The organism is Alphaproteobacteria bacterium, from assembly GCA_030740435.1.
Classification (GTDB): domain Bacteria; phylum Pseudomonadota; class Alphaproteobacteria; order UBA2966; family UBA2966.
Genome location: JASLXG010000086.1, coordinates 1 through 14,466 on the forward strand (window position 1 = coordinate 1; position 14,466 = coordinate 14,466).

Here is a 14,466-nt window from a genome sequence, read left to right on the forward strand (position 1 = left end):
CCAGTGCCCGAGGGCTCGCGGATGACGCCGAGCTTTTGGTATTCCGGCAGCGCCCCTTCCATGAAGGCGAAGCAGCTTTCGGTGATCGAGGCATCCACCACCTGGCCACGACCGCCACCCAGGGCGTCGCGCCAGTAAAGCGCCATCAAACAGCCCTGGACCGCGAACATGCCGGTCAGCGTGTCGCCCAGCGAGATGCCGGCCCGGGGCGGCGGCTGGTCGGGGAAGCCGTTGATGTAGCGTAGCCCGCCCATGGCCTCGCCGACGCTGGCGAAGCCCGGCCGCGAGGAATAGGGCCCGGTCTGGCCGAAGCCCGAAATGCGCACGATGACCAGGCCGGGGTTGATGGCGTGCAGCGCCTCGGGGCCGAGACCCCACTTTTCGATGGTGCCGGGCTTGAAGTTCTCGATCAACACGTCGGCCCCGGCCAGCAGCTTGCGCACCATCTCCTGGCCCTTCTCCTCGCGCAAATTCGCCGTCACCGATTTCTTGTTGCGGGCCAGGATGGGCCACCAGAGACACTTCCCCTGGTAGCGGTGATGGCCCCACTCGCGCATGGGATCGCCGGCGCCCGGCGTCTCCACCTTGATGACCTCGGCACCGAAGTCGGCCAGCCTGGACGCCGTGAAGGGCCCGGCCAGCAACTGGCCCATCTCGATCACCCGGATACCGGCCAGCGGCCCCTTCAGCCGCTGATCGCGCTCTTTGGCTGCGATGGTCATCGGGAACTCTCCGTGCCCGTGGCGCCGGGCTCTGTGGCCGCGTCGACCTCGGCCAAAAAGCCCAGCAGGATTTCGCAAAAGCGCTTCTTCTGCTCCTTGCCCGCTACCACGTGGGCCACGTCCTCCATCAGCACGCCCCGGGCATTTGGGATGCCCTCTTCGAGGGGTAGCGTGGTGCGCGGCGGATTCACTTTGTCCTGGCCGGCATGGAGGATCAGCGAGGGCGCTTGGATCAGGTGCAAACGCTCGCGCGTGTCGTGGCTGAGGCAGGCATCGATCAGCCGAGAATGCGCCTCGTAGCGGCCGTAAAGGTCGGCCCAGCCGCCGTCCGGGCCCAACAGCCGTGCCTTGTTCTGGTTATAAAACTCGGGCAGGAACGAGAGCACCGTCACCTGCTTTTGGAATTCGGCCCAGCCCATGGCGCGGTGCACCTCGCGCAGCATCTCCAGCATGTCGTGGAGATAGGGGTCGCAATGCGCCCAGGCCCCCATGTTGGTCATGCTGCGCACCAGATCGGGACGGTTGATGGCCATTTCCTGGCCGATGCAGGCGCCCATGCCCACCAGGCCGACGATATGCACGTTGGCGAGCCCCAAATGGTCCAACAGCCCCGCCGCATCGTCGGCATAAAGCCGCATGGTGGGGCGTTGCGAGTAATTGTCGCCCGAGAGGCCCAGGCCGCGGTGGTCGAAGGCGATGCATTGGTAGTTCTCCAGCAGGCCGCGCGCCATCAGGCCGGTATTGCCGTGGCAGAAGGTGCCCCAGCCCGTCATGCACAGCAAGGGCACGCCGCTGCCGTGAACCTCGTAGTACATCTCGTGATCGTTGATCCATGCGACGGGCATCTTCGGGCTCCCGGGTTGGGCTTTGGTAGCCAAAGCTTAGCTTGGCTTCAGGGCGAATCCCAGGGCCGGCACGGCGCCCTGCGAATTAACCCGAAGTTATTGAATTCAGGACCAAAATCCGTCATCCTTCACGTTTTTTCGCGGCCCAACGTCTCTTTTGAGCGGAGCTCGCCATGTCGGGCAAAGGCCACATTATCCTCACTTCCCACCGCCCGCACGGCACGGTGGCGCCGCCGGCCGTCACCTGGGGCGCGGCAACGGCGGCCGAACGCGGGCCGGTGGTGGCGACGCTGACCGATGCCGAACAACGCAACGCCATCGGCACCCACGCCGGCTCCTATTCGCTCTACCGGGCCCTGGCCGTATCGTCGGGCCATCTCGATCCCGGCCACGTGCCCGACCTCACCGACACCCATCCGGTGGTCGAGATCGGCCCCTATCCGCAATGGCAAGGCGCCGGGGGCATCGTCTCGCTCGATCCCTACGGCCACCTGATCGGCGAAGTCTTTGCCGCCGAGCTGGCCGCCGGCATGGACATTCGCCCCACCATCGCCGTGACCCAGGCCCGGCTCGGCATCGCCGAGATCCGCGAGGCCATCACGGCCGGCCGGCTCAAGCCCGACGGCCGGGTGCTGACCGACGAGGGCGAGGTGCGGGTGACCAAAGCCGCCATCGATCCGGTCTGGCATCTGCCCGGCCTGGCCCAGCGCTTCGGCGTCGACCAGACCGATCTCCGCCGCCAACTCTTCGAACACACCGGCGGCATGTACCCCGAACTGGTGACGCGCTCCGACCTCGAGGTCTTCGTGCCGCCCATCGGCGGCCAGACCGCCTACATCATCGGCGACCCGGCGCACCTGCCCGATGCCGACTATCCCGTGGCCTGCCGGGTGCACGACGAATGCAACGGCTCCGATGTCTTCGGCTCCGACATCTGCACCTGCCGGCCCTACCTGATCCACGGCATCGAAGCCTGCATCGAAATGGCCCAGCAGGGCGGCGTCGGCCTCATCGTCTATAACCGCAAGGAAGGCCGGTCGCTCGGTGAAGTAACCAAATTCCTGGTCTACAACGCCCGCAAGCGCCAGGACGGCGGCGACACCGCGGCCACCTATTTCGAGCGCACCGAATGCGTGGCCGGCGTCCAGGACGCCCGCTTCCAGGAACTCATGCCCGACGTGCTGCACTGGTTGGGCGTCTCGCGTATCGACCGTTTCGTCTCCATGTCGGATCTCAAGCACGACGCCATCACGGCGCAAGAGATCAGCGTCGGCGAGCGCGTCGAAATCCCGGACGAGTTGGTGCCCAGTGATGCCGCCGTCGAGATGGCGGCCAAGAAGGCGGCCGGCTACTACGTCGAGGACGAGCCCGAGGACGCCGAAACCCTGGCCGGCGTGACGGGCCGCACCCTCGGGTGACGCACCTTGGGGTGAAAGCAGCCCTGGCGACACCCGAGGCGGTGCGCGAGCGCTGCACCGCACTGCTGACCCTGGCCGAAGAGGATGCGCTGGCGCATTTCCACCTTGTGCCCGAACGCCTCGAAGCTGCGGCCTCGCTGGTCGCCGAGGTGACCAAGGAGACCTATCCCGATCTGCGGGTGCCGCTGCACAGTCGCTGGCGCCATTTCGAACTGGCGGGCCGCGATCTTTGGGCCGAGATCCTGGCCCGAAAACCTGACCTCGGCCGCCCGGCTCGGGCTCGGGCCGAGTTCGAACTGGCCATCGTTTCGGTGATGCTCGATGCCGGGGCGGGGGCCACCTGGCGCTACCACGACGGCGAAACCGACCTCGTGCTCGGCCGTTCCGAGGGCCTGGCGCTGGCCAGCCTGCGGCTCTTCGCATCCGGCAGCCTCAGCGAGCATCCCGAGAGCGATCCCCTGCGCGCCGACGTGGCCGCCTTGGCCGCGTTCACGGCGGCCGATCTCGGCCGCGCCTTCCAGGTCTCGGATCAGAACCCACTGGTCGGACTGGTCGGACGGGCCGCCGTTTTGAATGGGCTCGGCCGATCCTTTGCCGCCCGGGGATCGCGGCCCGGCGAGCTCTATGACCAGCTCGTCGGCGAGGCCAAGGAAGGCCGCTTGCCGGCCCGGGCAATTCTCGTTGCCGTGCTCGAGGGTTTGGCGTTGAGTGACGTGGGCTGCCATGCCCAGGCGCCGGGCGGCCTAATCCCCTTCCACAAGCTTTCGCAATGGCTCAGCTATTCGCTGATCGAGCCCTTGCAGCATGCGGGACTGACGATCACCGATCCTGATGGCCTGACCGGGCTGGCCGAATACAGAAACGGCGGCCTCTTTATCGATAGCGGCGTCTTGGAGGCGCGAAACAGCGCCACACTCACCCAGACCTGGCCGGCGTATAGCGAGCTGGTGGTGGAATGGCGGGCGCTGACGGTGGCGCTGCTGGACCGGCTGGCGCCGTTGGTCCGCGAGCGCCTGGGTCTGGGGCCGGCCGAGCTGCCGCTGGGCGCCGTGTTGCAGGGCGGCAGCTGGGCCGCCGGGCGGCGCCTGGCCGCTTCGATGCGCGGCGGCCGGCCGCCCATCGCAGTCGACAGCGACGGCACGCTGTTCTAAATCTATCGAGGCGTTCGTAGGGGGGACAGCCCATGCATGAAAACGTAACAGTCGCCGATCATCCGCTGATCCAGCACAAACTCACGCTGATGCGCGCCGTGGATACCTCGACGGCGCAGTTCCGCCAGCTCCTGCGCGAGATCAGCCTGTTGCTGGCCTACGAGGTGACGCGCGACCTGGAGCTCAAGAACACCACCATCACGACGCCGCTGGAAGAGATGTCGGCGCCGGTGCTGGAGGGCAAGAAGCTTTGCTTCGTCTCGATCCTGCGGGCCGGCAACGGCTTGTTGGAAGGCATGCTCGACCTGGTGCCCTCGGCCCGCGTGGCGCATGTTGGCCTCTACCGCGACCCCCAGACCCTGGTGCCCATCGAATACTACCTCAAGGCGCCCGAGGCCCTGGAGGCCCGGGTCTGCATCGTCGTCGATCCCATGCTGGCCACCGGCAACTCGGCCGTGGCCGCCGTCAGCCGCATCAAGGAGGCCGGCGCCACGCGGCTCAAGTTCGCCTGCCTGCTGGCCGCCCCCGAGGGCATCGAGAATTTCGTTTCCGAGCATCCCGACGTGCCGATGGTGACCGCCGCCATCGACCGTCAGCTCAACGACCACGGCTACATATTGCCGGGCCTGGGCGATGCCGGCGACCGCATGTACGGCACCAAATAGCGGTCACGGGCCGCTCACGGCATCGACTCGCCGCCCCGCCCGGTGCTAGCCTCGGGGGTCATTCACCGGGGGGAACAGCGCCATGTCCGACGACATCACCAAGGCCCTGGAAAAGATCTTCGCCGCCGATTCCGAGCTCTACCAGGATCGCGGCTTCCAGCGCCGCATTGGCTTCGGCCAGCGCCCGGCGCTGATCAACATCGATCTGGCCAACGCTTGGACGCGGCCGGGTTACGCCTTTTCTTGCGACAACATGGACGTCATCATCCCCGCCGTGCAGGATCTGCTGGCGGCATCCCGGGCCAAGCGCATCCCCATCGTCTATACGACAACCGCCTACAACGTCACCGAAGGGCCCAATTCCGATATGGGGCTGTGGCACAAGAAGATCCCGGCCGAGCTCTTGCAATTGGGCTCCGAGGACTGCCAGATCGACGACCGCATCGCGCCTGAGGCCGACGAGCAGGTCATCGTCAAGAAACGCGCCAGCGCCTTCCATGGCACCTATCTGGCCGGATTCCTGCGGGCGCGGCAGGTCGACACCGTGATCATCACCGGCGTCACCATGGCCGGCTGCGTGCGCCACACCACCGAGGACGCCATTGCCGAGGGCTTCCGGCCCATCGTGGTGCGCCAGGCGGTGGGCGACCGGGTGGCAGGCGTCGTGGAATGGAACCTCTTCGACATCGATGCCAAGTTCGGCGACGTCGAGCCCGTCGAGACCGTCCTCGACTACCTCGACGGCCTCGAGCTGCGCAACGACTGAGGCGGCCATGGCCAGGGTAGGAGTCGACGTCGGCGGCACGAACACCGATCTGGTGTTGGAATCGGAGCGCGGCGTTTTCTTCCACAAAGTCGTGTCGACGCCCGAGGACCAGTCCATCGGCGTGCTCAAGGGCCTCAATGAACTTTGCGAGATGGCTGGCACCCGGCCCGAGGCCGTCGAGCTCATCGTCCACGGCACCACCGTCGCCACCAACATCACCATCGAGCACCGCGGTGCCGAGGTGGGCATGATCACGACGCGGAATTTTCGCGATATCCTGCACATCGGGCGGCACAAGCGGCCGCACAATTTTTCTCTCCACTTCGAGGTGCCCTGGCAGAACCGGGTCCTGGTCAAGCGCCGCAACCGCATCGCTGTCAGCGAACGCATCTTGCCGCCCGATGGCCACATCGAGACGCCCTTGAACGAGGACGAGGTGCGGGCGGCCATTGAGGTCTTCAAGCGCCGCGGCCTCGAAGCCGTGGTCATCGGCTTTCTTTTTTCCTTCCTCAACGACGAACACGAGCGCCAGGCCAAAGCGATCGTCGAGCGCGAGATGCCGGGCGTCTTCGTCAGTGCGTCGAGCGAAGTGGCCAACGTGCTGCGCGAATACGAACGCTTCTCGACGGCCGCCATGAACGCCTTTATCGGGCCCCAGACCGCGTCCTATCTGACCAGTTTGCGGGACAAACTGGGGGCCGAGGGCTTTCACGCCAACTTGCGCATCATCCAGTCCAACGGCGGCATCTCGACCGTCGAGAGCTGTTCGCGGCGCGCCGTCACCATGCTCATGTCGGGCCCCGCCGGCGGCGTCATTGGCGGCCGTTCCGAGGGCCGCCTGTGCGACTCCGAGAACGTCATCACGGTCGACATCGGCGGCACCTCGGCCGACATCAGCACCATCCCCGAGGGCCGCATCAAGATCATGAACGCCCGCGATTCCTACGTAGCCGGCCATCCCATACTGATCCCCATGATCGATCTGGTGACCATCGGCGCCGGCGGCGGCTCTATCGCCTTCGTCGACCAGGCGGGTGGTTTCCACGTCGGGCCGCGCTCGGCCGGGGCCGAACCGGGGCCGGCGTGTTATGGCCGCGGTGGCCAGGAACCGACGGTGACCGACGCCCAGGTGGTGCTGGGGCGTCTGGATGCCGACCAGATGCTGGGCGGCGACTTGCCGCTGGACGCCGATCTGGCGCGCCGGGCGGTCGAGGATAAGCTGGCCCGGCCGCTGGGGGTCTCCGTGACCGAGGCGGCGCTGGGCGTGATCCGGGTGATAAATTCCAACATGGCGCTCGCCATCCGTTCCAATTCGGTGGCCCGCGGCGTCGATCCGCGAGAGTTCTCGTTGATGCCCTTCGGTGGTGCCGGGCCACTTCACGGCGTAGCTTTGGCCGAAGCGGTGGCGGCCCGTGACGTCATCGTCCCCGTGGCACCGGGCATCACCGCCGCCATGGGTCTTTTGCAGACCGACATGCAGTACGAGCACGCGCGCTCTCTGATCACTTCGCTCAGCCACACCGATGGTGACAGCCTGGCGCGCATCAACAAGCTGGTGGCCGAGCTGCTGGCCGAATGCCGGCGCGACCTCGAGAACGACGGCGTGGCGGCCGAGCACCAGCACTTCGAACGCATCGCCGAGTGCCGCTATGCCGGCCAGGGCTTCGAGCTTCGGGCCACCATGCCCGAGGCCGAGATCACGCCCGGCAACACGGGCGACATCGTCGCCAATTTCCACAAACAGCACCGCCTGGACTACGGCTACGCCTTCGACGAGGGCGAGGTCGAACTGATCACCGTCCGCGTCATCGGCATGGAACACGTAACACCGCTCGAGGTGGCGCGTTTGGCACAGGCCAACGGCGTCGGCATCGAGGGGGCGCTGCTCTACAGCCGCGAAACCACCTTCGACGACGGCCAGACCATCGTGACGCCGCGCTATGACCGCGGCCAGTTACGGGCCGGCCACAGCGTGCCCGGGCCGGCCATCCTGATCCAGCACAACTCGACCACGCTGGTGCCGCCGGGCCATGCCGCCCAGGTTACCGAACACGGCAACCTGCGCATCAGCCGCGGCAACTAGGGAACGGTTCGATGGCAGAGACAGATCTCGATCCCATCACGTTGCAGGTCATCTCGGGCGCGCTGGATACCATCGCCGAGGAAATGGGCCACATCCTCTATCGCATGTCGTTTTCCTCGATCATCCGCGAATCGCAGGATTTGGGGGCCGGGCTTTTCGACAAGGAATTCAACACGCTCTGCGAATCCGAATCGACGCCGCTGCATATCGGCTCGCTGCCCGGCTATCTCGAGGGCATCCAGCAGACCCTGCAGGGCGGGCGCTGGAACGAGGGCGACGTGGTCATCCATAACCACCCCTACCACGGTTCCAGCCATTCGCCCGACATCGGCATCGTCATTCCCATCTTCCACGCCGGGCAGTTGGTGGGTTTCGCCGCCAACACGGCCCACCACCTCGACATCGGGGCGGCCACGCCGGGCCTGATCATCGACATCCCCGACGTCTACGCCGAGGGCATGCTGTTCGCTGGCACCAAGCTATATGAGGGCGACAAGCGCAACGAGGCGCTGTGGCAGTTCATCGGCCGCAACAGCCGGGCGGCACCGCAGCTCCAGGGCGACATCGAGGCCCAGATCGCCTCGGCCCGGTTGGGCGTGCGGCGTTTCCAGGAATTGATCGAGCGCTACGGCCTGAACACCGTGCTGGCGGCGACGCAGCAGCTCATGGCCTACACCGAACGCGTGCTGCGCCAGCGCATCGCCGCCATCCCCGACGGCGAGTACCGGGCCGAAGGCTTCCTCGACGACGACGGCCGGAACCGCGGCGTCAACCTGCCCATCAAGGTCTGCGTCCGCGTCGAAGGCGACGGCATCGAGATCGACCTCACGGGTTCCGCCGACCAGGTCGAAACCGGCTTCAACGTGCCTTTCGAGGGCTCGACCAAGGTGGCCTGCTTTTGCGCCATCCGCTCGCTGCTGCTGGATGCCGAAACCTCGGAAATCAAGGTGCCCTCCAACCAGGGCTCGTTCCGGCCTATCAAAGTGTTCGCCCCCAAGGGATCCATCTACAACCCCAACTTCCCGGCTGCCGCCGAGGCCCGCTTCAGCCAGATCAACCGCATGATCGACCTGATCTACAAGGCCCTGGCGCCGGTGCTGCCCGACGATATCATCGCCGGCTCCTCGGCTGTGCTTTCCTTCGTGGCCTATACCGGGGTGCGTCCAGGCGGCGATTATTGGGTTTTCCTCGAGGTCAACGAGGGCTCCTACGGCGGCCGGCCACGCTCCGACGGGCCCGACAGCATCGACGCCCTGATGGCCAACACGCGCAACAATCCGCTGGAAGATCTGGCCATGCACCTGCCCATGATCTGCGACCGTTACGAGTTGCGCGACGACGCCATGCCGGGCGCCGGGCGCCAGCGCGGCGGCTTCGGCGTGGTCAAGGCCCAGCGCCTGCTGGGGGATGGCTATATCACCCACGAAAACGAACGCCACGAGGATCCGCCCTGGGGCATCTTCGGCGGCCAGCCCGGGGCCACTGGCCGGGTCGAGATCTTCAATATCGCCGACCCCACCAAGCGCACCGAGATGCCGGCCAAGTTCTCCCAAATGCGGGTGCGCGAGGGCGACGTGCACGTTTTCTACGGGCCCTGCGGCGGCGGCTACGGCGAGCCCCTGGAACGGCCGGCGGAAAAGGTGCTGGAAGACGTGCTCGACGATTTCTGCACGCCCCAACAGGCCCGCGAGATCTATGGCGTGGTCGTCGATCTGGAAAGCGAAAGCGTCGACGTCAGCGCCACCGAGGCGCTACGCCGCCAGATGGCGGACGGCACCGCGGTGGCGCCTGAGCCCTTGCCGGCGCCAACGCCAAGGCCAGCCCCGGCGCCGGCGCCGCCGGCCGCTGTAACCCCGGCGCCGTCTTCGCTGCCTTCGCCGCCCAGCCCGCCCGCGCCATCCACGACCGAAATCGTAAAACGCCTGCAGCAAGCCTATGGCGACGATTGGTCCTTCGACATCATCAGTCACGGCGAAAACGGCGGCAGCGTCGAGGTGGTCGGTGAAATACGCGCCAACGGCGCCCAGGCCCGCGAGACCGGCAGGGCGCCGGGCGGCAGCGCCTTGACCTTGGGGCGCAGCCTCGAGGCGGCGGCCGACGACAGCCTGCGGCGCTGCGCCGGCGCCCTTCTGGGCAGCTCCTAGGGGGTACTGCGATGGACGCACCTGATGGATGAGCGCTCGCTGATCTTCGTCGAAGTGATGATCGCCATCGCCGTGGTCGGCGTGCTGGCGTTCCTCATCTACCTCATTGCCCAGTACGCCCGGCGGACCACCGCCACCGCTCTCGCCGCCGCCGAGGGCGAAGAAGCCGGCTATTCGCCAAGCTGGTACGAATTCATACTCGCTGCCGGGCTGCTGCTACTGGTCGGCGCCATCCTGGTCTGGCAGTTCCTTGCCACCGCGGATTGGCAGCTCGATCTGCGTTCGCTGATCTTCCTCATCGTCATGCTGGTGGCCGCTGGGCTGGGTTTGGCGGTGTTCGTGATCTCGGTGTTCGTGCGTCTGCACTGCCAGTCCCGCGAGGCGGCTGCCGTGGCCCAGGTCGTGGTGACAGCGCCGGCCGAGTCGGCGGCTGAGGCACAGGCAGCGGTTGAGACGCCTTCGGCGCTTCGGCTGTTGGGATTGCTGGGCCTGGCACTGGCTTTTTTGCTGCTCAACTGGATCTACCTGCCCCCGTCCGACCAGTACACGCTGGTGCTTTACCTGGTCTATCCCGCCACCATGGCGGTGGCGCTGGTGCTGCTGCTGGACAAGGCGAGCCGGGCCTGGAGCGCCAAGGGCGCCGCCGAAACGGTGCGCGAATGGCTATTTTGCGACGCCCTGGCGTTCCTTCTTTTCCTCGGATTCTTGAACCTCTACCAGTCCCAAGCCGGCGACAAGTATGACGCCATGTTCTGGGATTTTCTGGGCCTTGTGCTCTTTTTCCTGGTGTTCTGGCTGGTCGATCGCAAGCTCACGCGGTATCGATTCCTGGTGGCCTACGCCTACCTTGTCGCGCTGCCGATCCTGTTGCTGATTTGGCAGGCGGTACAAGAAGTAAAGGCCCCCGAGGAGCTTTCCTGGTGGAGCACCATCTGGCCCTTCTTCGGTCTGGCTATCATCTTCTTCGTGCTGGAAATCATCTCGCTGATCGCCACACGCGGCTCCGATCACCAGACCGTGCCGGCCATAAAGGACGCCATATTCGTCATCGTCTACGGCATCTTGCTGATCGTCGCCGTACCCGGAGCGGCGGCATGAGCGCAAACCAGGAACCGACGCGTCTCGGCGTGGCCGAGTTGGCCCGGCGCATCGCCGCCGGCGAAATCTCGCCGCTCGAGGCGGTCGAAGCCTCGCTGGCGCGCATCGAACGGCTGAATGGCCACTATCGGGCCTTCATCTCGGTCTATCCCGAGCAAGCGCTGGCGGCGGCCCGCGAGGCCGAGGCGGCGTTGGCGGCGGGTGCCAAGCTGGGGCCGTTGCACGGCGTCCCCTTGGCGGTCAAGGATCTCTTCCAGGTGGCCGGCATCGAGCGCACCTGCGGCTCGCAAGTTTTCTCCGAGACGGTCGCCGAAGACGCCACCAGCGTTGCCCGGCTGCGCCAGGCCGGGGCCGTTATCGTCGGCCTCTTGAACCTGCAAGAGTTTGCCTTCGGGCCGGTGGGCATCAACCCGCATTTTGGTTCGGCGCGCAATCCCTGGCATCCCGAGCGTGCCTGCGGCGGCTCCAGTGCCGGTTCGGCCTCGGCCGTGGCGGCCTCGCTGGTGCCCGGGACCTTGGGCACCGATACCGGCGGCTCGGTGCGCATTCCGGCCTCTTTTTGCGGTGTGGTCGGCCTCAAGCAGACCTACGGCCTGGCCAGCCGCCACGGTATCTACCCGCTGGTCGAGGGCTTCGACCACGGCGGGCCGCTGGCCTGGACGGTACGCGATGCGGCGATGCTGCTACAGGCCATCGCCGGCTCGGACCCGCGCGATCCGTCGACGCGCGATGCCCGGATCGAGGATTACACCACGGGGCTCGAGGGTGATCTCAAAGGTCTGCGCGTGGGCGTGCCCAAGAGGGTCTTTTTCGACGACCTGCACCCGGATATCGAAGCCAACGTGGGCCGGGCGATTAGCCTGCTGGGCGAACTGGGGGCCGAAGTGCGCGAGATCGACCCGCCTTTCGCCGCCGAGTTCTCCGACGTTTGGAACGCCCTCGCGTTGCCTGAATGTTACACCGTGCACGAGACCCGGGTGATCGAGCAGGGTGACAAGCTCTCGCCCGATGTCACCCCCAGGCTCAAGCTCGGGCGCGATTATTCCGCCGTCGATTATCTCAAGGCACGCCGCGACCAGGCCCGCATCCGGGCCGAGATGGCGACGCTGCTGGAAGACATAGACCTGATCGCCACGCCGACCACGCCGCTGCCGGCGGTCTCGAATGAGACCGGCAATCTCGAGGTCGGCGGCCGTGAGGTCGAGGGCCGCGCCGTGCTCTCGAACTTCACCCGCCTGGCCTGCCTGACCGGGCAGCCGGCCATCGCGCTGCCTTGCGGCTTCACGGCCGACGGCCTGCCGACCAGTTTGATGCTGGCCGGCAAGTGGTTCGAGGACGCGGCGCTGTTGCGTGCCGCTCATACCTACGAGCAGGCGACGGATTGGCACAAACGGCGTCCGCCCGAGCCGGAGTAGGGCGGTCTCGGGGATTTCACCCCAGCCTTCGATCGGCTATAAATCGGCGGTTGGTATCGCGGGGCAGGAAAGAAAGACAGGGGGCACAGACACCATGGGCGGTTGGCAGTGGTTTTGGACGCTCGTCGGCTTCGTCGTCTTCATCGTCGTCCTGATATTCCTTTTTTTCTATGGGCCCTTCGAGACCCTGTTCACGCTGGTGATCAACGGCATCAGCTTCGATAACGCCATCTTCTGGGCCGCCCTGATCATCGGCATCATCGGCTTTTGCGCCTACCACTGGCACGCCTATCGGGTGCACATCGTGGCCGAACAAAGCGTCGAATCCATGGTGCTGAGCTCGCTCCGGGGATCGACCTTCACCGCCATCCTGATGAGCGGCGGCGCCACCCTGCAGGCGGTGCAGATCCTCTGCGTCTATCTTTTGCAGCCGGGCTACGACCTGGGCGCCGGCTTCGGCACGCGGCTGGCGGCCGTCGTCGCCCTGGTCGTGCTGACCGGCATCTTTTGCGTCATCTTCTGGCTCTTGAAGATCATCCGCCCGGCCCGGCCGGCCGGCACAGCCGGCATCTAATTTTCTCCATCCGTCATCACATCCTGCTCCCTCTTCCGCTTGCTGGGGAGGGCCGGGGAGGGGGTGTTTTTTTGCTGTTCGCCCGCCCTAATCGGCCGCCCGCGACAACGCTTGCGGCGGCGTGCCGGTGCGCATGTCGGACCGTGTGTTGTGGTAGAAGCCGCCGTAGGGACCGCGCTTGAGGAAACGGCCGTCGCCGGGACGGCCCAAATATTCGCCCTGGTCGACGACCACCTTGCCGCGTGAGATCACGGTCTCGGTGAAGCCTTTGACGGTGAAGCCCTCGTAGGCGTTGTAGTCGATGTTCATGTGGTGGGTGCGGGCGTTGTAGTAGCTGATGGTCTCCTCGTGCTCGGGATCGAAGATCACGATGTCGGCATCCGAGCCCACGGCGATGGTGCCCTTCTTGGGAAAGAGGCCGAAGATCTTGGCCGGCGCCGTCGAGGTCAGCTCGACGAAACGGTTGAGGTCGATGAAGCCCTTGCCCACGCCGTAGTGGTAGATCAGGCTCATGCGGTTCTCGACGCCGGGGCCGCCGTTGGGGATCAAGCTGAAGTCTTCGCGCCCCAGCTCTTTCTGCTCCTTCAGGCAGAAGGGGCAGTGGTCGGTCGAGATGGCATTGAGGGCGTTGCCACGCAGCCCCTTCCAAAGCTCCTCCTGGTTCCACTTTTCCCGAAGCGGCGGCGTCAGGACGAACTTGGCGCTGTCGAAACCCGGCTGGTCGTAATCGTTGATGTCCAGCAGCAGGTATTGCGGGCAGGTTTCGGCGTGGGCCATGACGCCGCGGGCCTGGGCCAGGCGCAGCTCCTGCAGGGCGTCATAGCTCGAGAGGTGCACGATATAGACCGGCGCCCGGGCCACCTCGGCGATGGCCAGCGCCCGGTGCACGCCCTCGGCCTCGAGGCGGGTGGGGCGCGTCAGCGCGTGGTACTTGGGCTCGATGTGACCGCCGGCCAGGGCCGTCTTGACCAACTCGTCGATGACGATGCCGTTTTCGGCGTGCATGCAGACCAGCGTGCCGTCTTCGCCGGCCTGGCGCATGGTGCGGAAGATGGTGCCGTCGTCCGACAGCAGCACGCCCGGATAGGCCATGAAAAGCTTGTAGCTGGTGACGCCTTCGTCGGCCAGGCGGCGCATCTCGGGGGCACGGCTTTCCGGCATGTCGGTGATGACCATGTGAAAGCCGTAATCGATGGCCGTGCGGCCGGCCGCCTTGGCGTGCCAGGTGTCGAGCGCATCCAGCGCCGAGGTTCCCTTGGTCTGGATAGCGAAGTCGATGAGGCAGGTAGTGCCGCCGAAGGCCGCCGCCCGGGTGCCGGTCTCGAAGGTGTCCGAGGTCTCGGTGCCGCCAAACGGCATCTCCAGATGGGTGTGCGGATCGACGCCGCCGGGGATCACCAGCTTGCCACGGGCGTCGATCACGGTGCCGGCCTCGATGGCCAGGTCGTGGCCGATCAGGTCGACGCTCTGGTCGCTGACGAAGATGTCGGCATGATAGTCGTCGACGGCGGTGACGATACGGCCGTTCTTGATCAGTACGCTCACCTCAGCCTCCCCGGTTCACGGCGTTTCCATTCCCTTGCGT

General features: G+C 66.2%; 11 protein-coding genes and 1 pseudogene. 9 read left to right on the forward strand and 3 right to left on the reverse strand.

The window, feature by feature from the left end:
* The coding region (locus QGG75_10035; protein MDP6067572.1) for a CoA transferase at nt 1–722 on the reverse strand (722 nt) is incomplete at its 3' end.
* Nucleotides 719–1,567 carry an alpha/beta hydrolase gene (locus QGG75_10040; protein ID MDP6067573.1) on the reverse strand — a complete coding sequence of 283 codons (849 nt, stop codon included), beginning with the start codon at nt 1,565–1,567 and terminating at the stop codon, nt 719–721. The genes QGG75_10040 and QGG75_10035, both read right to left, overlap by 4 nt.
* A gap of 173 nt (nt 1,568–1,740) precedes the next feature.
* Here QGG75_10040 and QGG75_10045 point away from each other — a divergent pair, with 173 nt between their 5' ends.
* The 9 genes and pseudogenes from QGG75_10045 to QGG75_10085 all read left to right on the forward strand — a co-directional run bounded on the left by QGG75_10045 (nt 1,741) and on the right by QGG75_10085 (nt 12,881).
* Nucleotides 1,741–2,985 (forward strand): GTP cyclohydrolase II, encoded by a 1,245-nt coding sequence (locus QGG75_10045; GenBank protein ID MDP6067574.1) that lies wholly within the window; start codon nt 1,741–1,743, stop codon nt 2,983–2,985.
* 11 nt (nt 2,986–2,996) lie between these two features.
* On the forward strand, nt 2,997–4,136 hold the full coding sequence (locus QGG75_10050) for a DUF1688 family protein (protein ID MDP6067575.1): 1,140 nt from the start codon (nt 2,997–2,999) through the stop codon (nt 4,134–4,136).
* A 32-nt stretch (nt 4,137–4,168) separates the two neighbouring features.
* A complete protein-coding gene (gene upp / locus QGG75_10055) occupies nt 4,169–4,801 on the forward strand; it encodes a uracil phosphoribosyltransferase (GenBank protein ID MDP6067576.1) in 633 nt (210 codons plus the stop codon).
* A gap of 82 nt (nt 4,802–4,883) precedes the next feature.
* On the forward strand, nt 4,884–5,567 hold the full coding sequence (locus QGG75_10060) for an isochorismatase family protein (GenBank protein MDP6067577.1): 684 nt from the start codon (nt 4,884–4,886) through the stop codon (nt 5,565–5,567).
* A gap of 7 nt (nt 5,568–5,574) precedes the next feature.
* Nucleotides 5,575–7,650 (forward strand): hydantoinase/oxoprolinase family protein, encoded by a 2,076-nt coding sequence (locus QGG75_10065; protein ID MDP6067578.1) that lies wholly within the window; start codon nt 5,575–5,577, stop codon nt 7,648–7,650.
* An 11-nt stretch (nt 7,651–7,661) separates the two neighbouring features.
* Nucleotides 7,662–9,407: pseudogene (locus QGG75_10070) on the forward strand (hydantoinase B/oxoprolinase family protein).
* Nucleotides 9,408–9,818: 411 nt separating this feature from the next.
* Nucleotides 9,819–10,892, forward strand: a complete 1,074-nt coding sequence (locus tag QGG75_10075; protein MDP6067579.1) for a hypothetical protein — start codon at nt 9,819–9,821, stop codon at nt 10,890–10,892.
* Nucleotides 10,889–12,307 (forward strand): amidase, encoded by a 1,419-nt coding sequence (locus QGG75_10080; GenBank protein ID MDP6067580.1) that lies wholly within the window; start codon nt 10,889–10,891, stop codon nt 12,305–12,307. Before QGG75_10075 ends, QGG75_10080 begins: the two co-directional genes overlap by 4 nt.
* Nucleotides 12,308–12,401: 94 nt before the next feature.
* A complete protein-coding gene (locus tag QGG75_10085; GenBank protein ID MDP6067581.1) occupies nt 12,402–12,881 on the forward strand; it encodes a hypothetical protein in 480 nt (159 codons plus the stop codon).
* Nucleotides 12,882–12,968: 87 nt separating this feature from the next.
* Here QGG75_10085 and hydA read toward each other — a convergent pair whose 3' ends face one another.
* A complete protein-coding gene (hydA, locus tag QGG75_10090; GenBank protein ID MDP6067582.1) occupies nt 12,969–14,426 on the reverse strand; it encodes a dihydropyrimidinase in 1,458 nt (485 codons plus the stop codon).
* Nucleotides 14,427–14,466: the final 40 nt, after the last annotated feature.